25 protein-coding genes are annotated in these 22295 nt (G+C 37.4%); 10 read left to right on the top strand and 15 right to left on the bottom strand.

Translation table 11 applies throughout. The annotated features are described in order from the left end of the window. Positions 1–225: 225 nt before the first annotated feature. The 6 genes from DSM106972_RS19795 to DSM106972_RS19775 all read right to left on the bottom strand — a co-directional run bounded on the left by DSM106972_RS19795 (position 226) and on the right by DSM106972_RS19775 (position 9591). Complete coding sequence (locus DSM106972_RS19795) at positions 226–1059, bottom strand: PD-(D/E)XK nuclease family protein (protein WP_127082327.1); 834 nt, start codon at positions 1057–1059, stop codon at positions 226–228. Then, entirely contained in the window at positions 1060–3642 is a 2583-nt protein-coding gene (locus tag DSM106972_RS19790; RefSeq protein ID WP_127082326.1) for a UvrD-helicase domain-containing protein, read from the bottom strand. Between the two features lie 570 nt (positions 3643–4212). Next, positions 4213–4335 (bottom strand): hypothetical protein, encoded by a 123-nt coding sequence (locus tag DSM106972_RS54940; RefSeq protein WP_267901135.1) that lies wholly within the window; start codon positions 4333–4335, stop codon positions 4213–4215. Between the two features lie 144 nt (positions 4336–4479). Then, positions 4480–6690: an IclR family transcriptional regulator gene (locus tag DSM106972_RS19785; protein ID WP_127082325.1), complete on the bottom strand. Its 2211-nt coding sequence runs from the start codon at positions 6688–6690 to the stop codon at positions 4480–4482. Continuing rightward, the gene (locus tag DSM106972_RS19780; protein WP_127082324.1) at positions 6683–8353 is read right to left on the bottom strand and encodes an ATP-binding protein; all 1671 of its coding nucleotides are present in this window, start codon (positions 8351–8353) and stop codon (positions 6683–6685) included. The genes DSM106972_RS19785 and DSM106972_RS19780 overlap by 8 nt, the downstream gene beginning before the upstream one ends. A gap of 848 nt (positions 8354–9201) precedes the next feature. Continuing rightward, a complete protein-coding gene (locus tag DSM106972_RS19775) occupies positions 9202–9591 on the bottom strand; it encodes a hypothetical protein (protein ID WP_127082323.1) in 390 nt (129 codons plus the stop codon). A gap of 430 nt (positions 9592–10021) precedes the next feature. Here DSM106972_RS19775 and DSM106972_RS19770 point away from each other — a divergent pair, with 430 nt between their 5' ends. Then, on the top strand, positions 10022–10669 hold the full coding sequence (locus tag DSM106972_RS19770) for a ribonuclease III domain-containing protein (RefSeq protein ID WP_127082322.1): 648 nt from the start codon (positions 10022–10024) through the stop codon (positions 10667–10669). Positions 10670–10875: 206 nt separating this feature from the next. Here DSM106972_RS19770 and DSM106972_RS19765 read toward each other — a convergent pair whose 3' ends face one another. The 4 genes from DSM106972_RS19765 to DSM106972_RS19750 form a co-directional block, all read right to left on the bottom strand. Beyond that, complete coding sequence (locus DSM106972_RS19765) at positions 10876–11136, bottom strand: Nif11-like leader peptide family natural product precursor (protein ID WP_201800753.1); 261 nt, start codon at positions 11134–11136, stop codon at positions 10876–10878. Between the two features lie 82 nt (positions 11137–11218). Beyond that, on the bottom strand, positions 11219–11641 hold the full coding sequence (locus DSM106972_RS19760) for an ASCH domain-containing protein (protein ID WP_127082321.1): 423 nt from the start codon (positions 11639–11641) through the stop codon (positions 11219–11221). A gap of 259 nt (positions 11642–11900) precedes the next feature. Next, positions 11901–12371, bottom strand: a complete 471-nt coding sequence (locus tag DSM106972_RS19755) for a hypothetical protein (protein ID WP_127082320.1) — start codon at positions 12369–12371, stop codon at positions 11901–11903. 177 nt (positions 12372–12548) lie between these two features. Further along, a complete protein-coding gene (locus DSM106972_RS19750; RefSeq protein WP_127082319.1) occupies positions 12549–12833 on the bottom strand; it encodes a hypothetical protein in 285 nt (94 codons plus the stop codon). 191 nt (positions 12834–13024) lie between these two features. On the opposite strand from DSM106972_RS19750, the gene DSM106972_RS53605 reads away from it, so the two are divergent. After that, entirely contained in the window at positions 13025–13162 is a 138-nt protein-coding gene (locus DSM106972_RS53605) for a helix-turn-helix domain-containing protein (RefSeq protein WP_186538298.1), read from the top strand. A gap of 194 nt (positions 13163–13356) precedes the next feature. Here DSM106972_RS53605 and DSM106972_RS19745 read toward each other — a convergent pair whose 3' ends face one another. From DSM106972_RS19745 to DSM106972_RS19735, 3 genes are all read right to left on the bottom strand, one after another. Beyond that, positions 13357–13905 carry a hypothetical protein gene (locus tag DSM106972_RS19745; RefSeq protein ID WP_127082318.1) on the bottom strand — a complete coding sequence of 183 codons (549 nt, stop codon included), beginning with the start codon at positions 13903–13905 and terminating at the stop codon, positions 13357–13359. Between the two features lie 141 nt (positions 13906–14046). After that, positions 14047–14730 carry a hypothetical protein gene (locus DSM106972_RS19740; RefSeq protein WP_127082317.1) on the bottom strand — a complete coding sequence of 228 codons (684 nt, stop codon included), beginning with the start codon at positions 14728–14730 and terminating at the stop codon, positions 14047–14049. A gap of 551 nt (positions 14731–15281) precedes the next feature. Beyond that, positions 15282–15668: a helix-turn-helix domain-containing protein gene (locus tag DSM106972_RS19735; protein WP_127082316.1), complete on the bottom strand. Its 387-nt coding sequence runs from the start codon at positions 15666–15668 to the stop codon at positions 15282–15284. Between the two features lie 143 nt (positions 15669–15811). Here DSM106972_RS19735 and DSM106972_RS52570 point away from each other — a divergent pair, with 143 nt between their 5' ends. The 4 genes from DSM106972_RS52570 (at position 15812) to DSM106972_RS19710 (ending at position 18722) form a co-directional block, all read left to right on the top strand. After that, positions 15812–17137, top strand: coding sequence for a DNA N-6-adenine-methyltransferase (locus DSM106972_RS52570; protein ID WP_201800752.1), 1326 nt, complete (start codon positions 15812–15814; stop codon positions 17135–17137). A gap of 171 nt (positions 17138–17308) precedes the next feature. Then, positions 17309–17518 carry a hypothetical protein gene (locus DSM106972_RS19720; RefSeq protein WP_127082315.1) on the top strand — a complete coding sequence of 70 codons (210 nt, stop codon included), beginning with the start codon at positions 17309–17311 and terminating at the stop codon, positions 17516–17518. Between the two features lie 42 nt (positions 17519–17560). Further along, positions 17561–18370, top strand: coding sequence for a hypothetical protein (locus DSM106972_RS19715; protein WP_127082314.1), 810 nt, complete (start codon positions 17561–17563; stop codon positions 18368–18370). 91 nt (positions 18371–18461) lie between these two features. Next, the gene (locus DSM106972_RS19710; RefSeq protein WP_127082313.1) at positions 18462–18722 is read left to right on the top strand and encodes a hypothetical protein; all 261 of its coding nucleotides are present in this window, start codon (positions 18462–18464) and stop codon (positions 18720–18722) included. A gap of 48 nt (positions 18723–18770) precedes the next feature. Here DSM106972_RS19710 and DSM106972_RS19705 read toward each other — a convergent pair whose 3' ends face one another. Both DSM106972_RS19705 and DSM106972_RS55830 read right to left on the bottom strand, forming a co-directional pair. After that, positions 18771–19214, bottom strand: coding sequence for a cupin domain-containing protein (locus DSM106972_RS19705; RefSeq protein WP_127082312.1), 444 nt, complete (start codon positions 19212–19214; stop codon positions 18771–18773). Positions 19215–19435: 221 nt separating this feature from the next. Continuing rightward, positions 19436–19657, bottom strand: a complete 222-nt coding sequence (locus DSM106972_RS55830) for a CPCC family cysteine-rich protein (protein WP_127082311.1) — start codon at positions 19655–19657, stop codon at positions 19436–19438. Positions 19658–19978: 321 nt separating this feature from the next. On the opposite strand from DSM106972_RS55830, the gene DSM106972_RS19695 reads away from it, so the two are divergent. From DSM106972_RS19695 to DSM106972_RS19680, 4 genes are all read left to right on the top strand, one after another. Continuing rightward, a complete protein-coding gene (locus tag DSM106972_RS19695; RefSeq protein WP_127082310.1) occupies positions 19979–20212 on the top strand; it encodes an EF-hand domain-containing protein in 234 nt (77 codons plus the stop codon). A gap of 135 nt (positions 20213–20347) precedes the next feature. Further along, positions 20348–20743, top strand: a complete 396-nt coding sequence (locus tag DSM106972_RS19690; RefSeq protein ID WP_127082309.1) for a hypothetical protein — start codon at positions 20348–20350, stop codon at positions 20741–20743. Between the two features lie 36 nt (positions 20744–20779). Then, the gene (locus DSM106972_RS19685; protein ID WP_127082308.1) at positions 20780–20959 is read left to right on the top strand and encodes a hypothetical protein; all 180 of its coding nucleotides are present in this window, start codon (positions 20780–20782) and stop codon (positions 20957–20959) included. 226 nt (positions 20960–21185) lie between these two features. Continuing rightward, complete coding sequence (locus tag DSM106972_RS19680; RefSeq protein ID WP_233786964.1) at positions 21186–21611, top strand: AbrB/MazE/SpoVT family DNA-binding domain-containing protein; 426 nt, start codon at positions 21186–21188, stop codon at positions 21609–21611. Positions 21612–22295 lie beyond the last annotated feature (684 nt).

The following is a 22295-nucleotide window of genomic DNA, read 5'->3' as shown; positions in this document are numbered from 1 at the left end:
CCTAAATTACTTTAACTCTCGCAGGCGCCTACGAAGCTTGTTCAAAATATTAAAGTCTTTGCACTTGTGAAATTGAATTAAGGTTTTAATTGCTGCTTTTATTTAATAATAGGCACCTATATATAGATATGCCTTGCATTCTCCAGGTTGTTACCTGATACAGTCGCTGCTTTCTAAGTAAGGCATTTGTACTGGTAAACAGGCGCCAATTAAGATAACGTATAATTAATTTTCCTCTTCATCGACTGACAATGTAACTTCTAAATTAGAAACTCGCCAATCTTCATTTTCGAGGTCGCGCTCAAAATCATTTAAAAATCGCTTTAGCATAGAATCTGACTTAGAGCTAGATGACGTAATATAATCACGATAAGCAGAACAAGAAAATCTAGCATCGCAGTTGCGGCATACTTGAACTGCAAATGTATTTTTATTTCCAGGTAACAGTTGCTTTAGTTTATCTACGTCTGGCGCCTGGAATACCCTTGACTCAATTGCATCAACGACCTCTCCAAAATCTTGAATTGTTGCCTCAACATCTTGTTGATTAAAAGGAATATCAATTAATGGGTTCCAGTCTTCTAATTCTTTAATAATTAACTTTTCGTCATTTGTAATAATAGCATCTTTAAGAGACTCTGGATAGGAAGTAGCAATAATTGCAGTTTCATCTAATTGCTTTTTTCTTAAACCTTGCCAAATATAGGCATATACATTCAGTTGCTTTTCGTACTCAGATGTATTTGCTCTAACGTATTCTGCGTCGTGAGTTTTAATATCATACATCACCGTTGTATCGTGTTCACAAATAATGTCTACAACACCTTCAATACCGTACTTACGCCCTGATGGTGTTATCTGTTCAGGTAAATTTAACCTTACTTCAGTATCAGTTACTTTTTCGGCAATATGTTGCATTTTACGCCAATATAATAGTACTTGTTGTAAGGCAGCATTTTTTACATCAGCCGATAAAGCATGACCACCTTCGAGTCGCATTAACTCATAGTTTTCTTCAAACATACGAGTAATTTCTGCTTCCATATTAAAATCTATCATTTATTTTTGCCTCCTTGACATAAGTAAATAATGCAAATCTTCTATTGTTTTATGAACAACACTTCCAAAGAACATGGTTTGTGATCTAGATGGAATAAACCCATACTTACGAAAAACCATATATTGCCGAGGACAGCGTTGATAAAGTAGATAGTCACTTGTATAAGAGTAGTTCTTTGGTAATTCATCAACATCCTCTTTTACTTCCGGTAATGTGTTTATATCAAAACGAGGAATGCGCGCGACATTTCCATTCAATATGGTTTTGAAAGGTTCATTAAGTCTCTGCCCTGTCCCTTTATAATGAGCAATTATCATTAAATTTTTTGCTCTAGACAACGCGACGTAAAACATTCGCATAATGTCAAACTCTGACATTCTATCCAGTGGTTCACCCTTTTTATTTAATAAAGGTGAAACAATTGTTTCTACTCGCTGTGGTCCATTATCATCTTTTCTAGGGTTTCCTAACACTACGACAGGAAATTCTAAACCTTTAGATTGGTGAATAGTTAAAAATGGAATTCTGCCTTTGGGGAAAGGGTCGTTAGCATCTTCATGTTCGGATTCACCTAAACGAAATAAGCTATAGAGAAAACCTGTAAAAAAAGTATTCTGAAATTTATCATTAAGAAGAAATTGGGCAGTAATAACAGAAGCATATTCTTCTGTAAAGCGGGCAAGATATTGAGTTATTAGCCCCATACTATAAACTGGTCCCTCGTCTTCTCCTTGTTCTGCTAAGTCAAGCATTGTTTTAAAATGGTTGAAAATACAGAGACGATAGAATAAATCAAGTACACTCCAGTCTACAGATGATGCGGCATTAACAACATATTTTAACGAGAAAGGTTTATTTTCTGCTATTCTCTTCTCAATAATACGTTCAAAGTAAATATTTCCTAAAGCTTTCTTTGCTGTGCCTGATAAACCCCTAGCACCATACAGCGCGCGCTTCATTAAACCAATATCATATGGCTGACTCAAATCCCATTGGTTTTGTTCAACAACTTCTAGTAATATTCGATGGTCGCTGGTAACTTTTTCAATTTCTTCTTGTCGTTCTCTAACATACTCGTCAAGACTTGTATCTGCTTCTATAAGTTGATCAGCTACATTGACACATTTATCCATCCAGTCATGAAAATTTTTGTAGTCTGCTCCAGGAAAAGCGCCTCGTACTGGTTGACCAAAAATTTTTAAGTAGATACCAAATACAGCAACAGCTTCCGGAACCTCTAGAAACCGTCTTGCTCTTGGTGCGTAGACTTTTAAACCAACTTGCTCCAAGGCGCCAATCATCTTCTCTACGTGTGGGCTTTTGAGAGAAGGGTATAAAAATGCAATTTGATTGGGGTCTTGTACCTTGTTTGTATCAACTAATTTTTTTACTAAACTTGCAATTTCACTACACACATGCTCTGGTTTAGCAGGGGTACTCACAACTATCGATGTATTCGCATCTTGGCTATGAGCTTTAATATTTTTATTGTGAATTCGGTAAAAACCTGTTCCAGAAGCTTTTCTCCAATTAGTACTGTTAATAAAATTGCCGTAAAAATCAACTATCTGCTGTCTTGAACGATAGTTAATATCTAGAGGTATTTCTTCAGCATCACATCCGAAGTACTGCTGACAACGAGACGGAAAATCAACAAAATTTTCAACCGTGGCGCCTCGAAAACGGTACAGAGCTTGGTCATCATCACCAACAACACAAATATTGTTATGACCACTGGCAAGTTTAAAAACAAGTTTTTCTTGAATTGTGTTTGTATCTTGATATTCATCAATAATAACATGCTTAAAAATTTGCTCTGAATTATATGAATTAGCTAATACATCTAATGCTTGTTGCTGTATAAGAGACAAATCGGTTTGAGGTAATTTACCTGCTTCGTGAAGAGAGTCTTTATAATAAGTATACATATCAATTAAGCCATCTAAAACCTCATTATCGACTTTTCCTTTAGCCAATATTGGGTCTAAATATTCTTCTGAAAATCGGTTAAACAAAGACATACAGTTAATTACAGCTTTATGCTTTGAATTTGAACCTTTATCAAAATATTGATTGATAATAAAATTTGCATCACCTGTAAAGTCACCAACTTGTGTAATTTTTTTCCAGTAAGAACTTTTAGAAATGTAAAAGTATTGACCTAATTGGTCTTTTAGAACAGGTGTAATGATTTTCTTATCATTGTTTGATAATCTTCTTTCTTTAAGAAGCTTTTGACATAAAGAATGTATTGTACCAACATACATTCCTGATATATCATAAGGCTTACCCGTTATGTTGGTTACAATACCAAGAAGTGAGCGCAATCCCTCTTGCAACTGGAATGCAGCTTTTTCTGTAAATGTACCTAAGAAAATTTCTTCTGGCTTAACATCATGGAAAACAATTAAGTTCAAAGTTCGCCACAGCAATACTCGCGTTTTCCCTGAACCAGGGCCCGCTGTTAGAAATAATGGCCCCTGCGTATGGAGAATAGCTTTTTCTTGATTAGAATTGGGTTTAAAAGGATGTGGTTGTACTAGTTCCCACAGTTTGTACATTGTTAAGTTATTAGACAACATAATATTCCTCTCACTTTTAAATTCATAAAATTTTTACAACTGATTTACGATAATTTACCTAGCTTGTGCTAATTTAAATTCGTATTCTCAACTACGAATGCTTTATTTCGAGCTTGCATCTAATGATATTTATGCTTGAATAAAATATTAATTCAAACTCTTTAGATATTTAATTAAGCTTTAAATATATGAAAACAAGTAAACCGGATTTATTAATATTTAATTGTCTGAAAAATTAATTAGTAATATTACATTACTACAATTGATACGAAACCAAAAACTTAATAGGGCAATTTTATTATAATACTTGTTAAAATGTATCTTACTGTAATTAAAGTTTGATTACATGTGCTTTATACCTTTATCAGGACGAAACTTAAATAATCTTGTTCCATTATTATTGATAATTTTCAGGTTAAAGCTACGCGCAAATCGATAGTACTTAGATACATAAGATAATTTCTTTTTTGAACAAATGTATTACTTTTGTCGTTCGATGTACATGGTGCCACTGAATCTCAAATTTCAGTATTGTTGTACACAAACTTTATTTAATAGGCATATATTCATTTAGTTAGTAAAATAAGTTGGTTTACTTGTACAGGCGCCTGCTATATCATGTCCGGTAGCGTAACCGTAATAAAATCCTTGTCCTGATGTTACATGTAGCGTCTCTACATTGTGGGCAATCAACCAGACATGATATTAGAGTATGCAGTAGAGGTTTAGGCAATTCTTCAGTACTATACTGAAATATTTTAGAGTAATGCTTAGTACTGAAGAACTGAAACGGATTTATGCTGTAAAACGTTCTTTGGTTAGTTTTGAGTTACATGCCTAACGAGTTTTATTTTCGTCGGACGATGGAGGTAGAGCTTGACGCGCAACATTAAAACGCTGTAAATAGCGAGTGACGTTAATAGGGTTAATATCAACATCACGTTCATCAATCGTTTGATTACGACGTTGAGCCAACTTAGCCACTACGATTGATTTAAAGTCACTTTCGAGCTTTTTACCAAGTGTTTTAGCGAATTCATGAGCTTGATAAACAACCGAAGGAATTATTTTAACTATATTGAGGTTACTCATATAGTTATGGTCACGATCAAGTTGAAATTCACAAGTAAATAATCCAGTAACTAATTGCTGTACAGTGCTTTGAACAAAATTTAAAGCTGGTTGCGAGTCGCCATCTAGAGACGTATGCTGGCGTAGTGAGCATAAAAACTCATAGCGTGGAATTTTTGGTGCTGGGTTTCCGCTAGTATGACCTATGTAAAACGATACGTAATCAGCATTTTCTAGCAAGTATAGATAAGAATCATTTGCTAGCTCTTCTTCACTAATTATGGCATGATAAGGTAAATTACCACGATACTTTTCATATTCCTCTAACTCTTTTTTTCTATGGGCAAGTAATAATTCAAACCATCCATTACCTTGACTTAATTTTGTATCAAAAAAATTAGTCAGAGAGGGAAATTCGCGTAAAACAGCGCAAGAAGCCCATGAAGACTGCTTTGGGTTAGGGGGAAGCGGCATTGAAGCAAATAATGAAGTCATTGCGTCAGTGTCAGAAATGTAAACCCCTTGGGAAATATCCCAATTAGGTGCTATTGCTTGACCACGTGTCAATTTTGAGCCTAAGACTATGTACCAATTCAGTAAACGGCAAAATAAACGATTTTGGGTAGACTTCACAGAGCCAGCATATATTTGTGGCTTGGCACGAGAGTTTTCAATCGGAGTAGAGCGAATTCGCTCCAAAATACTTCGACTACGACCAATACCTTCGCGCACAATATCACCGTAGGGATCCATGCGGTAATAATGGCTAAAGTAACGTTCTTGAGGTGTTATAGTACCATCGCGTATATGTATACGGGGAGTTACGATTTGCTCGCCAGTAATTACATCTCGTGCTTTTCCATTGAAAACTTCGTCGTCCACTCTCCATTGCACCACATCTGTAGCAGCCTTAGCCATATGCTCATATTCTGAGTCAGTTAGCGTTGGAAACATAAACGGCGCCAGTACCATTCCTTTGTAGGCTGGGTCATCAAGCGTTTGTCGGGTAATGGGAGCAGAATGTATAAATTTTTTCTGTCCTCGTTGCTGATTTATTCTCTCAGAAGAGCGTATATAAGCAACCCCATTGTTGAAAGTTACAACAAAGGATTCGTCTTCTACGTAACCCTTAGCTGTACGTATCCCTAAAGTGCCTGCATGAAAGCTGCCATCACTACCCGAAATTACATGCTCCTGTTTTGCTGTTGCTAATGCTTCTGATGTAACTGTAATAAGACCGAGTACAGTGCGTTTTTCACCAACGCCAAACACACGCCTTTCAAGAATGCGTTTAAAATCATCCCAATTGTAATTAACCTTTGCTTCTTGCTTTAAACCATATAATCCACCATTCCATTCAGGTATATCTACAATATTTCTAGGAATACTAAGTTGCCGATAAAGCAAATCTCGTAAAGTGTCACATTGTGATTGCAGGCGCCGTTCTAAGGAATTGTCTACAAAAACAGCTTGACCAACACAAGTACCACTTTTCTCAAAATGTCGATAGCTTTTTAAATCAGCTTCCAACATTTGTATCAAATGTTGAATCCAAAGAAAGAACAAGTTGGCGGCTGGCTCCTCAAGTAGAGCTTGAGCAGCTTCTCTAATTACAGTTTCACGATGCTCAAAAAAGTATCGTTGTGCTTCAATCGCTCGTGCCATCGTTTCTGACGATTCCACAAATGGCAGCATCTCATATACATCGTCTAATGTTAGACGATTTGTGGCATGGAGTTGTGGCAGCAAGAAATAACGCCGAGTACCTCCCGCCTCTGATTGTTCAATTTTACCAGTTGCTACCAAACGGTCTAGTAACTTGTAATAAGCTGGACGACTAATGGTGTCACCAAGGCGTTTGCTAACCTCTTGATGAATATTACTTGCCGTAGAACCTTCTGGGTTTTCTCTAAGGAATTTAATAATAGCAACCTCACGTTTTGGTACGTCTGGTTTTCCAACTGCTTCACTATGCATCGAACGTTCCTCCAGAATTTAATTCAATTTGACGTTTAGTTGACCAACCTTTGCTTTCAAAATCGCTCCAGATATCCGGTGTTTTGCCACCATGAGTAGTGTGACGCTTGCGAATATCTATGACTACCGCATGACGTACAGTTTCATACACACCTGTAAGAATGCATACACCTTGAGGTAATTTAGGTAATGATTTAATCAAAGCTTCAGATGCATCAGAGAAAACGCTCCGCAATGCATCTAGTTGATCTGGCTCAATCGAATGTAGAAAACGTGTCAGCAAACGTTTCAAAATTGAACGGTCTACGTCTTGTGGAGATTGGGTAGTTAGAATCAGACCTATTTTGTAGTGTCTACCTATACGGGCTATTTCACGTAGCACTTGTGTTGTTACAGATCTATCATCATTTGGAGCAACTAAGTGAAATTCATCAATACTAAAAGCGACAAACAGATTATTTTCTTTACGAGATAGACGTTGTAGGTCACGAGCTACGGATGCCACAATTAAACGTAAATCAGAAACTAATAGTCCTCTACAGTCAATATTGATTATTATTCCTGGTTGAATGTAATCTCCCCAATTGTAAGGCTCACCTATATACGGAATCTTCTCTAAATTGCTTGCCCTTAACATTGCTGGCTTTAATGTTCTACCATCTTTCATATCCAGTTCAGGCGCCACTTCTTCAATTTTTTTTACCAGGTCGCTTACTGTAAAATGCTCGCCACGAGATAAAGTCTTTTCTTTAAGTAACGTTTCATGTGCATAGCGAATCAGCGTCTCATAGTTTGTCCCTGAGCGCATACCAGGTATAGCATCAATCACATCGTCAGGAGTAAGCGCGCTTAAAGGAAGAGTAAAACCATCTTTACCAGGAACCAAGTTAATGCCACCAAGTTGCTTTGTCGCTTCAACCATTTCACCGTTCGGGTCAATATTTATTTGCGGCACACCAAGCATATGAAGCTCTTCCGCAATTACACCGCGCGTGTAACTTTTTCCAGAACCGATACCTCCACCAATAAAAATATGTCGTTGAATAACAGAGCGATTGAGAGTAATTGATATTTGCTGCTCTCCTGTTGTATAAGCATCACCTAGTTCTAAACCCATTTGAGGGTTGCTTTCTAAACCCAAAGCAGAGGTTATCAAATTTGCATCTGCTATATAAACCGATGCCCCAGCGCGCGGTAAAGTGCTGACCTTCTGTACAGAATCGATCTTGCCGTATTCATTAATAACAGCTTCTTCAACTGGCTCGACTTCAGCAATACGATATATAACAGTTGATTCCCCTTCCGGTGCATATGTTGTGGGAAAAGGTATCACTTCTGCAACAGTAGAACCTTGAGCATCTTCATGAGGATTATGCTCCCAAGTATTTATCACTGTAGTCAAAATCAGTAGTTTTTGTCCTTGGCTATTAGTAGCTTCTACCGCTAGCCAAGAACCTGGTTGTGGACTTTCAGAAGATGGATGCAAACGTACATGCATACTTACAAAACTTGGCGAACTGCTACCAGGTAGGCTAATTAATTTACCAATAGAGGTTTGCCCTAGCTTTAAATTCTGTTGGTTCTCTTGACCTACATCATCTATTACTGGTTCTGCTAGATAAACATGTCCATTCGATTCCGATAGCTCTGAGTTACTTATCATTGTTGTTGACCCTGTGTATTTCTTTTGGGTGACAGCGTAGCAAGCGCTGAATCACGCAACAATTTTCGTGCTTCAGCTAAAATATTGACTTTTTGTAACCTGTTTTGATTATAGGTTACAAGCTCAGATAATACAATAGTGGTACGGGAATTACTACAAAAGTGGTGAAAATAGCAAAGAGGCAGTTTGTCGTAACTCGGAAAGGGTGTTCATCCTGGTGTGTTTAAATTCAAATAAACCCAATTTTGTGCTGTAGCCAAAAAATCTTGTAAAATTTTTCTTCTCAAAATATGCTAATGAACAGCGTATTAAGAAAAGTGCTTGTAAAGTGAAAACGAAGCTGTGTAAATAGTTTACAATCCTTAAATAATTAAGAATTGATACAGCAACTCAAAAGCGCTTAGTAAAACATATACATATATACCAGGATAATAAATGTATTTTCGCATCCCGTATATTTAACTTAAAGTTATGTAATTTTATTCGTAAAATTTTGATGAAATAACGAAAAATTTGTGAGCGTGTGTCTTTTAGACTTAACTGAACTATTAATCGGCGCCTATTGGTCAGGTTTAATATAAAACACTACGTGTTGATTTGTTGTTCTTTTGCGCGAGTATTCAAGCAACGACATGAAAAGTTGTGCTTTTTCAATAAATTTGCGTGTATCCAAGGTCTAATTTTGTATTCAGGCAATTGCTTACTCCAGCACTTGTATTTCTTGTTTCCTCAGACATATATCATATATATAGATACGCTTTCCATTCTCCAAGACAAGCGCATCTCCATATAAATCACTTGTACTAACATAGGCGCCGTTCCCATATTGAGAAACACATACGCTAAACTCATGGTTGTCTCAAAATATCCTTAGTCGCCAAGCAACCAACGAACAATAACATCAAAAACTGTGCTTTCTTGAAACCCACATTCAGGCGCCAGCCTTGAAATATCATTATAAAACCGTTTAGTAACAGTGCAGATGCACCAATTACCAATTGCGCTATATCCAAAGTAGAGGCTGTGCGTTGATTAAACTTGTTGAGGCAAAATATCAGATAAGTAAGACCAGCAATTACATAAATAATGCCTATACCACTGGTGCCTGTATTTCCTGAAAAAACATTGACTTGAGAGAAAATAATCATATAATGCCTCGAATGTACGCGCGTTATATATATAGTTCCCTGAATCGCTTCATCATATATAGGCGCCGTTTGACAAACTCGATCTATCAAAGCGAGTTAATTTACAAACAATACTCTTAACTATTAACCACGCATTAAAGGGTTGAGTGTTGATTTTGTAATACTGGCGCCACAATTAGTTAGCAATCAGTGAATTGGCGCCGACGTTCATAAACCCGCGTCGTTACATGGCGCCTGTTTACTCAGATTATTATTACAAAGACACTTTAATCTTAAAGCTTGATTGCTGTTCTGTGGCAGGCGCCCATATATAGATACTTCTTGAGAATGGTGCTTAATACAGGCGCCGTTCTAGAACTTCAATATAAATTTTGTGTGTTTTCCCGGATTAAAAAGTCATCCCTTTGTAGCTAATGTGAGTGTAGACTAATCAAGATACCTGTGTACTAATTGTGTTCCCGCTACTTAAAGTTTGCTTTCAGGCGCCGTTTATAATTCATAGCTAAATATCTTTAAAACAATGGTACTACCAAATAATTCTAGTATTAAGCGTGAGCAGGAGATTCAAGCATTTTTAAGAATCCTTAACATATCAGGTTTGGATAAAGAACTGATAGAAGTTAGTTTGATGCATCCGTCATATTTGTATGAATCAAATATAGATAGAGAGAAAAAAGATTTACAGGAAAAAGAGTACAGGCGCCTAGCTCACTTGGGAGATGCCATAATTGGCGCCGTTGTTACTGATTATTTATATGAACAATACTTAGATTTAACAGAAGGCGAACTAACTCAACTTAAACAACAACTGGTAAATAAAGTAAAATTATCTGAGTTTGCTCGTAAAATCAACTTACATCAATATTGCTTATTAGGTGAAAGTTTAAAAGGAAGTAATGTAAATAGGCAAGGAAAGCTTTTTGCAGAAATGTTTGAAGCTGTATGTGGTGCCATTTATTTAGGGTTAAAGCGTGACTTTTCTTCTTCTAAGTCATGGTTGATTGAACGCTTGCTTACAAGTACATTAGATAAGGTTATCGATTTAGATGAAACAGATAATAAGTATAAATATTACGATTATGTTTTAACTACCGGAGAATACCTGGACGCGATTAGATTAAAAGACTTTCCTAATTACGGATGGACGCTGGGAAATGGTGATGACTAATGTTGTTAAGCTTCTGCTTGCAGGCGCCCAATATTTATAGATACTCAGATACTTAAATATTTAAGTACGCATAAGTTTTAGCGCCAAAGCGTGCAGGTAGTCTACACGGCGCCGACAATTTCCCGTGCGTAGGGACATGAAGGTTAGGGTCTGAATCCGCATTCAATTGTTCATAAGTGCCCTCTTCAAAAATTCTCGCGTGACCCCTAGTTGTACTCTCCAGGAAGATCAGTTTTTATAACAGTAATACTGCCAACTTTCTTACCTGACATTCTCAATAATTCATCACCTGAAAATTCAAAACCAAGTTTTAGTGCTATTCGCGCAACATCATCTGCGGTTGGTGCTGCGAGTACCTCGTTTTTAAGTTCAGGTTCAGACTGCATTTTCTTTAAAAATGCTTCGATTTGCTCAAAAGCCATATTTAAAATTTTATCCTCGCTAGCTACTCGTAATATAGAACCCATTTGGAATCTAGTATACTTTAAAATAATAACCCAAGTTGTGAGTTATTTAATTCCGAGTGTTTTGCACCAAAATGGCGCCACTTTAAGATAGTTCTTTTGTATTCAAAAACTTTGCAATCTGCTGTGATGCCAAAGTAAAAGCGAACTGTAGTTCTTGACTATTGGCGCCCCAAAATATAGCCTGTTTTCCTTTCACTTCTTCAATTGGCTGCTCAAACAAAACTGGAGTATCTAATTGATATGCCCAATTACCAACACTACCTGTACATCCATTTATTTTAACGGCGCCGATGATTGCTCCTCGTTTTACCGTACTTGGATTAATGTTGTAAGTAGTAAAATACTCATCACTGGCTTTTGATAAAGACGCATGTACCAGCACCCAACCTCTACGTTTGGTCGGTTGTGTCCTATATTCTTCCCTTTTCAAGCCAAGGCAGATAGCATATGCGAATGGTGCATGTATACTAATAGCTTTTAGATTAGTTGGATAATTAATTTCCATTTTTTAAAAATATCTTAGGACAGGCGCCAGGTGCAGGTGTTGGTTGAGAGTACAGGCGCCGCTCTAGACCGACTGAAATACCTTAGACTTGCATAAATGGCGCCATTTAAGAGCAAGTTAGTTTTAAAACCATTATTTACCCCAATAATCAAAAAACTAAATTAAGTAGCGTCTGTAAATATAGCACAGTAAGGATTTGAGACTCTGAAAATCTTCCTTAACGTACAATTTTCTTGTTTTGGGGCACGATGACTCTAAATTAATCGAAGATACCCTGAGCAGGCATATGTTTCGCAGCACAAACAGCCTTCAACATGTTCATTGATGCGGGTGAGTCGGCAAAAATATAACCATTGTCAGTGAACCATCCGGGATTCTTCATGACATCAATGTTGTTATATATTTTCATAAAGAAAAAGCTTTGTTGGTCTACTGCCCTGCCGTCTACTTCTACTCTACCGTTTCGACACCAATGAGTGGAAGCTCCGAGATTAATAGACTGCGAACCATCTTTACGTAGAACAGCGTAATTAAAATATCTGTTGTAATCTCCTAACATTGGTTCTTTCGGATTCTGCGGAAACTTAATGTTTACGCTACTAGGAGCAAACATTAACCGACTACCGTTTTTTGTAGTTCCCGCTACGATAACGAAATTGTTTGCTTTTGCTTGAGGAATAGAAACTATTGATAAAGTGAGAGATAACACTAGTACTAATAAATGTTTCATTTTCAGTATAGATTATAACTAATTATTAAATGAATATACGATGAACTATAATTTTGGTTCCATAGCTTATAAACAAATGGTGTCATTCCAAAACAAAAGCGCAAATCACAGGCTTATGCTTTGTATAAGTAATAGTTGCAGCGAATATTAGAACAGGCACTTATTACAAATATTGTTTTACCTTTCATGTTTTTCAATCCACCGTTTACGAGCTTTTACATCCATTCTAAATTTCATAATAACGGCTGCTATTGTTCCTCGTAAAACTAATTCTATATCTGGATAATTACCTTTTTTAATATAAATACCTGTACTTGCTAAATAAAGGCTAAGGGCAATACCACATACAGCCTGCCATAAGTACCATGCACCAAATACTCTTAGTTTTCCAGATAAATCACGAACTTCTACAACTTGACTCTGATGCGGTATTTCTACCAAGTTTAAATTTTTTTCTTTCACAATCCATCTACATAGAAAAATAAAATATACTTTAATAAATGTAACGAAATACAGTGAGACTTTGTTTCGATAATAACCTATCTTTACAAGAATATTAACAATGTTAAACAATGATGAAAAGTCTCTACAAAAATAAAAAATATTCAGCTTATACAATCACGCTTATAAATATATTATTAGTTTATATATATATGACTTTAAAAGAATTAAGGCACCTTAATTCCTTGAGGGCAGAGGAAGTCGCTGCGTATGTAGGTGTTTCATATGGCACAGTCCGTAACTGTAACTGGGAACAGGGACGAGCAATCCCAACGTTAAATATTTTCTAAACCGAGAAACTGTTAAACCTTTATGGAATATCATTTGATAAACTTGCATCTGCTGTCAAAGCTACTTGTAAAAATTCTTACGTTACATAAAGAACGTAACAGGCGCCATATAGATACGTTTCCAATTCTCCACTGGGCAATACATCTGTACGGAATACTGGTGCCTTCCACAAGCTACTGATAATTTTTTATACCTAAAAGAAAGCATCAAAAGCAGCAATTTGTGCTTGAGCAAGAGTTTTGTGCCATTTAGTGCCATTATATTTTTTAGTCTTAAAACCACCAGCTAAGGGATTAACTGGTGCAAATGGGCTAGGGTCATCAAGTAGATATCCAGGCGCCTCAAGAGTTGCGCGAAAGTTCCACTGCCCATATTTTGATTGAAAAACAACAATATGATACCTAACGCCTCTATGTCTAAATTTTAAATATAAATTTCCTTTCCCTGACTTTTTCCATTTGCGTTGAAGCCAATTATTACGGCGACCAGTTCTGTTCCTTGTTTCTTTTTCAAGAAGTTTAGCTTCTTCAATATCCCCAGTCAGTCTACCTGCACAAATACATCCTACCTCTATAGCTTCATCCCATAAATCATGTTCTAATTCGTGAACGTAACGAACTTCCTCTCTACCACACGCTTCACATTTATGTAGAGGCGCCTCTGGATCACCCTCTGCAATATCATACACATCAACATGTTTCCAATCACGCTTTGGAAAACCTTGTATATTCCATAAATTCATTTGTTTATTTCCTTTACTGTAAATTAAATTTCAATATATGATACTTTTAATCGGAAAAATCTTATTACTCAAATCACGTAAAAAACAACGTGCTGCCGAAGCTTTAAGTCTCTACGTTGAACGCATAACATCTACTTATACTTATTTTTTTTTATACTTCAATTTATAGTTAAGCCTACGCTTGCACCAATCTTTAAATTGCTTCCACATATCATCACTATCTCCCATGTCATCAAATACTGGTAGTATATATTGACTAGTATTTGATTCTAAGCTATCTATCATCTGCTCGATAGTTAAAACATCATACTCATCCTGATTTGCGTAACAGAAACAATCACCAGGGTCTGGAATTTCAAATGCTTCTTCTACTAATGGTTTGCTACCTGAAATATTCTCATTTGATACTGCTCTTAAAGCAATTATTGTACGATCAGTATCTACAAATACTGGGAGATAAGCAAATTGTGTAGAGTTATCCTCATTCGGGGTAACAATCCATTGACCACTATTGCCAACGAAACTAAGAATAGCCCACTGCAATTTACCAGTATTAGGATTTAATAGTACTTTTGGAAACTCAAATGGAGCAGAGCAATCATCACAACGATAATCATAATCCTCTTCATACTGCTTTGTGTTTAAATAGTCCTTGTTTAAAAAGTCTGGCTCAAACTTAGCATTAAAGTTTCCTTTTCTTTCAGAAGAGTATTCTACAGAGCCATGCTTATGGCTATCCCAAAAATCATATTCATTTTCTGAGTCGTAATCCTGACCAGTACTGTAAGGAATTAATACAATCAATCCTTTTTGAGTTGCTTTCATATATTTGTAGCTAGACTTTTAAATTAATGAAGTAAGTCAGTCAGTCAGTGTAAAAATTCGATTGAAGCTAGTAAACTGACTAGAAAAAATTATTGTCTAGCCAAGCAGAGTTGCTTTGAATGAAAGAATTTCAGGAAACGAAATTCGTGGATAAAAATAGAAATTTTTAATTGTACTTCTGTAGGACAAAACATTGTATAGTTTACACTCACGTCTCTATACAAAATTATCTACCCCACACTTGTAGAATAAGATATTCCTTTGATGAATGTAACAAAGTTAGAAATATATGATGTGGTGTACAGTATAATTTTATGAAAACTTCACTATTATAAAAAAAACATGAAAAAACTTTGGTAAAATAAAAATATGAACACGTAATGGACGGTGCCAACCGTAAGCATATATTACTCCTACTGTTGATTTACATTCCTAAATGCTTCAATACAAGCTCTTGTAACAAGCGCCCATATATATAGATATGCCACCTCCAATCCAATCTGTTATCTAACACGGGCGCTTGAGTACCAGCCACAAATCACTACTATAAATTAACTAGCTAATTTAAGTTCCTGAGCGCTATGACGTGGTTCTTCTTTACTTGACGAAACCCAACTGGCAATCATAACCAGAATCTCAGCTTTCTGGGCAGGTGTTGCCAATGCTACCAGTGAGTGTAAATCAATATTTGAATGACCAGCCATAAATTCAGCCGGGTTTTTACCAGCAAGCAACAAGCAAAAATAGAATCTCGAACCAGGTGCCAGTTCTTCCATCGCTTGTAACATCTGCTCCAAGATTGTATGAGATACGGCACTGCCCTTACCATTCCTGAACTGGGACACATGTGAAGGGCTTATGCCGATATGACGTGACAATACGGCGCCTGTAATACCATATTTTTTTAGAGTTTCGTCAAAACATTGATTTATGAGCATTGTTGACTTGTTACCTAGATTCACTGATAATTAACTATATTCACGCTGAGTGAACAAAATATATATAAAGCTTACTTTCTAGTATCGCATTCAAAAACTTACTTCTGGGAATCATAGTGATTAAGTCAGGGTGAAACAATGCTATGAAACAGCCTCAAATTTACAATCAATATAAAACCGCGCAGGTGCCTTCTATTGTCATAGAGGGTAATTTTGCATCAACTTACAAAGTTAGAGAGTCGGGTGGGAAATACTCGACTTCAAGAAAACAAGTAGGTGAAGGTGTCTACAATACCCCGCCTCACCTTATAGAGTTGGTAATTCAAGTGTTAGGCACCATTGATCTAGACCCATGTGCAGACGATGGTAAACGAATACCTGCGCTTCAACACTACACTGCTGCCTCGGACGGGTTGCAGAAAAAGTGGAACGGGCGCCTGTTTATCAACCCACCACAAGAATGTCCTGAATTATGGATAAGAAAGTTACGAGAAGAAATTCAGTCAGGCAGAGTCACAGAAGCAATTGCAGTGGTCGCGGCTGCCACTGATACAGATTGGTTGTCAGAATTGTTAGCTATTCAACCTGTATGTTTTTGGAAGGGCAAAATCCAGTTTTTAGATGCTGACTATTTACCAACGGCGCCTGCAAATCAGTCTTATGTACTAGTTTATTGGGGCAATAACCAAGATAGGTTCAGGGAAGTATTTGAAGAATACGGAACTGTTCTCCTCCCTGTTCTTGAAAAAGTTCTAGCGGATGAAGCAAAAACTTCTAGAGAAAGTGTACTAGTGGATAAAGTGGGATTTTCTCTAGAAAAAAATCTAGAACCGTCCGAGGCGCAAGAAACAACACATATAGAGGTTGCATCGAGTCCGAGTGGTAGTTTATATCGGTATCTGAAGAACAACAAACTTAAATCGGGTATCGTCGCATCTTATCCGCGTGTGGAAGGCGCCCGTGACCCAGACAGTCTAAATCACTGGTATTGGGGTTACAACTATAAAATACTCGTTGGTGGAAGTTGGAAATCTAAGTCTTTGAGTGTTTCTAGACAAAAGGTTCACGCAGTGCGACAAATGATAGATACTAGTACACCTGTTGCAGTAATAAGAGATTTTATAAAAGTTCTAAAAGATGATCCAGAAATTTCTAGAGAAACGGTTCTAGTGGAAAAGACACCATTTTCTCTAGAAAAAAAATCAGCTAGTGGGCGCCTGTACAAATACATTAAAGATAAAACCCTGAAGTCTGGTGTTATTGCTTCGTACCCGCGCGTTGCAGGTGAGCGTGACCCTTTGAAATTAGAACACTGGTACTGGGGTTATTCGTATGAGGTTCTAGAAAATGGTGACTGGAAGGGACGCTCGCTTTCTGTACCCAGGAATAAAGTGGCGCCTGTGCAAGCAATGATTGACAGCCACAAAACTGTGAGTGAAATCAAATCTTTTATAGAAAGCAAATTTTAACCTATTTAAACAGGCGCCACTTCACATTCCTTCATGCGCCGCTCGCTTCTCCAAAACTACTGCTACCAATGTACTTTAAGTAAATAACTCGAATTTATGTATTAATTTTACTAAATATTTTGGGAATACTCAATATTGAGAAGATCAGGTTATGCAATAAAGGTTATAAAAATGCGTGCAAATAATAATGTGACTGAAATCACAGGTTCACCCGCGCGAGTCTGGGGTAATGTCCTTATACCAGCAAACGGTAAGATGGCTTTAAAAATTACAGGGGACATTCTCCAAACAACACATACAACAGCGTTAGAAAAAAAAGAATCTTGGACACCCATTCAAAATATTGATTCTAGACAACAGTCTAGACCAGAAACTGCTTAACACAACTATTTGTAAACAATATCAATAATCAAGGATTAAAAGATGAAATTACGCAAACATATTAACTCTTTCTTACTAACATCGTTACTTCTGAGCGCGCAGACTGTAATTATTAACCCATCTTTAGCAGAACCAAGTAAGCACAGCGTTATGCCATCACAACAAGAAGCGCTTGCACTTTTGGAGGGAATCTGTGGCGCCGATAATATTAATGCAGAAGGTACGTGTAATCAATGCCCATCTTGGACAAGTGGTAATAGTACACCAGTTATCGCTTCTGTTGTGTACGGTAGTTTTACAAAATCCGGTGCTAAAGAAGCATTTGTAGATTTAGAGGGCTGCGAGCCTCATGCGTACAACTGGGGAGGAAGCGTTTTACTGCGTAGTACTAACGAAGGTTGGTCATTTGTACACTATGAACCAGGATTACGTTCTGAGCGCTGTCTAAAAGCGTCTAACAACGGGCGCCCCAGACTTGTTTGTGAAGGTTCTTATACTCAAGGAGGCTATGTGATGTCTTGGTTAGACGCAATTGATTTTAGTGGCGCCAAAATTAATAAATCTCAATTAGTAAAAGTTGCTTCCAATACAGGAAGTTGTAGACCTCCTTACTACGCAGTAGAAATAAAAGATTTTACCTTACAAGATGTAAATAAAGACGGTCAGGACGACCTTGTTGTTAAAGTTAGCGAAGCAAGAGAACGCAAAGGTGCGAAAAGACCCAATGGTGAACAATGTGTAGGAAATCTTCCCAAACCTAAATTTCATCGTCTTACTTTTCTCTCCAATGGTCAGTCACTCCGCCCAACACCTGAAACTGCAAAATTTGTGAAACGCTTCGATATTATTTAATTATCATTACTCGCATGGCGCCAACACCTACAATACTTACAAATTATAGGTGCCGCCAAGAGAACAACGGATAAAAGGAGAAGGCAGGAACGTGGTAAATAGTCAGAGTATAGAGTTTAACCTCGAAAGTGGGGTTGAAGTTGGAATAATTGAAAAGATTCCTCAAGAAAATGGTAACTATCAATATGAACCTTATAGAGGAGTGGGACACTTAATGATGGTAGATCAAGTTAAAGCTGGCAACAAGGCGAAATGTTATGTTCTGCTTAAGGGTGGTGAGGTTGCCAAATTTCTTGTGACAAATTTACCTGAATACGGAGTACTTCAGGTATTTCTAGGTTGGGAAGAGTGAAATTTTTTCACTTAAAACTAAAAAATTGCGCTCTGGAGAGGAAAAATCTTATATTAACGTTGGGTCATAGGGTACAACTTTCTCCTTTTGGTCTGGGTCGTTACGTGCAGCTAATACATAAACAGGTTCTGTTGCACTCAAATTCCGAGGTTGATGGGGAACACCGGGGGGAGTAAAAATAAAATCTCCAGCTTCACACACTTGGCATTGCTTGAGTCCTTCCCCATAACGGATTTCGACTCGACCCTTTAACAGGTAAATAGCTGTTTCATGCTCCGGGTGGTAATGTGGTTCGGCAATTCCACCTGGAGGAATAATAGCTAAATACATTGCAATACTAAGAGCGCCTGTTGTACTTGAACAAATACCAACAAAACCAGGCAAACTTTGGCTGTTGAGCGTTTCTGCATCGGGACGGATAATAATTAGCTCTTTCGGCTTTTGATCGAGTTGACCATAGGAATCATGATTGGATACTGCTTTTTCTAGCATGACAAACTCTCATAAAGATGATTTGAGACACGGATTAAATAATTCACGCGCGTAAAAATCAATTTATGCAGGCGCCGCTCCGTTAGTTTCGTTCTAGACCTGGGTATCCTAACTGTATAGAATAATCATTCTCAGTTAAAAACTATACAGGGGATATTATGACAACATACTGCCGTGACCAAGCCAGAGAAGAATTGACATTGATGATGGGAGGAGGCGCCTTATGTGGAGTTGCTGGTGGCATTCCTGTTGTGGGCGCCAAATTTTTTGTAATTCTGACGTGCTTGATTCAAGCTAACTTTGTTTGCTCCTCCTTCATAATCTGGGTCGTCAAATTGAATGTTATCGTTTTCCCAAAAACAGACTGGGCAAATTTCAAATGAACCAATACGATCTTCTTCTAGAGTTAGATTTTCACAACACGGACAAAGAAATTTATCCATAAAAAAGCCCTTTATTATTTAGCTTTGGCCAACTACACCTGTCCATCACAGGCTTGGAGCTACTCACCACGCTTACTATGTAAGTATCCTAGCGCCCCAAATTTTCTTTGATGGTTGTGAGGCATTAAAAAACTTACTACGTAAAGGATTCAGCTTTTTTATCCAAACCGAGCGCGTAACCTAAATTCCCTAAAGGGCACGGTCTAGCCTAATAGCCCCAGCGATACCCGTTTCTACGTCTAAGGATATAAGTTTATTTAATTTTGAGATATTAATGAGATATTAATAAGATATTTAATTGAAAAATTCAGATAGAAAGTTATGGCAAACGAGCAAGAGCTTCAATCTCTTTTTAATAACTTAGATCGCGATCAAGACGGCAAAGTGTCCATTAATGAGCTTTTTTTAAGTCCTGGCTTAAGTGCAATCATCTCATCAGAAACAAATACCAGTAGCCCCCAGGAGTTACTAGCACGGTACGGTTTGGGCGAAGACGGTAGCATTACCTTTGAAGAGTTAAAGCAAGCAGTTGAGAAAGCAAATAATTTAACCTAGCAGTCAAAAGACCCAATACCAAAATTCCCTCTTTAGCTCGTGCTTTGAGGGATTTGCAATTTCTAGGTCATTAGTGACTAAGAAAAAGAAAAGATAGGTGCCACTCACGCGCGTTAAAGTATTGGGAATTCGTTAATGATTTACTTAAAAGCGCTTATTATCTGGTTTTTTATTATACTCGCAGAAACATTACACGGCGCCGCACGAACATTATTTTTGGCGCCACTAGTCGGTGACTTTACAGCACGGCAAGTTTCAGTATTTACAGGCGCCGTTATAATACTGTTTATCGCTGCACTGTTTGTACGCTGGCTTCATGCAGCTAATATTTATCAGTTACTTGGTGTTGGTCTACTGTGGCTGAGTCTTACTGTAACATTTGAGATTGTTTTAGGGCGCCTTGTTTTTAAATACTCTTGGCAAAGAATATTATCAGATTACGATGTACTACACGGTGGTTTCTTACCTATTGGGTTGTTGGTGTTGGTATTGGCGCCTTTAATCACAGTTAAAGTTAGCTCATTTGTTTGAGAGCAAAGTGTAAAAAAGTTAGTATTGTAAAGAAATATGAACCATGAGGCGCCTTCTTTCAACGGTACAAAAATTGGTGCCTATAAACTAATGTATGTACATGTATCTCTGTTTACCGTAGCGCTAAAATATTATGCGGTTAAGCTATCGAAGCTAAATGGCGCCGCGAATTCCTATAAAAATGCCAACTACGAAATTATTGGTGTTCCTGATTAGATTAGCAAAAAACAGGCGCCACTCAAAGTAAATAATTATTGCCATAGAGTAAATATTCTTTATACAATAAATTAATTCCATCAAAGTCTAAAAAATTACGCAACCGAACCGTGTCAATATGGCAAGAAAGAAAATAACGAAGTCCTCTGAACCCAAGGCATCAGCTAAAGAAACTAAACAAAGTAAACCCCCTGAAAGTGAGGCGCCTGCCCAAAAAGTAAAACCAATTAAGCCCGAAGTTAAGGAGGAGCCAGCTAAAGAAGCTAAAAAAATTGAGGCTCTAGAAGGTAAGGCATTAACTGATAAAGTCAAAGAAATGGCGAATAGTAGCAAAGAACAGAAAGCTAAAGCGTGCGGCTACTATAGCGTTGATAAAAACGGCGCCGAGCGAGTTAACATGATGAAATTCCTCAATGCTCTACTTGACTATGAAGAGATATCATTTGATAGTCGTTCAAACGAGAGTAGTCGCGGACGTAGTGCTAGCTACCGAATTGCGGTGCAGTCTAACGGCGCCTTGCGTCGAGGTTCTACTTACACAAAACAGTTAGGTTTGAAGCCAGGGGATGAATTTTCCCTCAAGATAGGTAGAACGAACATCAAGTTGACAGCTATTTCCGAAGAAGAAAATCTTCTGGAAATCGCTGCTTAATAGTATTAATGGCGCCAGTCTTATAAATACGTGCGATACTTAAACCATGACGGTACTTATGAACAGGCGCCGTTTATCAGCTTTAAAGTAGGCTGTTAACTTTGATGGTTTTTGGGCAATTTTCACTCATGCATAATACATGTTTTATGATACTAGCGCTAAAAGCTTATCAAATAAAAATTATAGAGCTTTTATTTTCGACACAAAAACTGTATGAAATGAGTGGGCGCCCATTTCCCGCAAAGTAAACACCCTAGTCTTAAAGTCCTGATGCTAAAACGTCGTTCTTGGTTGTCCTTGTCCATCAGGCGCCCATAACAACAATGCAGAAACTGGCGCCACTCACTAATACTAAACTACTAAGACTACACCAACCAGATGGCGCCTTGGCTCACATGCATTTCTAAAGTTATCTCAAAACCATGTACTTTGGCATAAACAGTGAACTCGCCAGCTACTTCCGAGTGGCATGTTAAATCGATTTGCTTCTACCTAAAGGTCAGGAACGGCGCCATCTGATAACTCAATTGCTATGGCTCTATTTCTTCATCTATCTTTTTTTTCAAATCAGATTCAATCATGGTAGCCCATTCTTTTCCGTTAATAACTGCTATAAATACTACTTTTTTACCACTACCAATTTTTTTAATTACATGTCCGCGATAAATATTCTTTTTGGGTTTA

Source organism: Dulcicalothrix desertica PCC 7102 (assembly GCF_003991905.1).
Classification (GTDB): domain Bacteria; phylum Cyanobacteriota; class Cyanobacteriia; order Cyanobacteriales; family Nostocaceae; genus Dulcicalothrix; species Dulcicalothrix desertica.
This window is presented reverse-complemented; position numbering and strand designations above follow the sequence as displayed.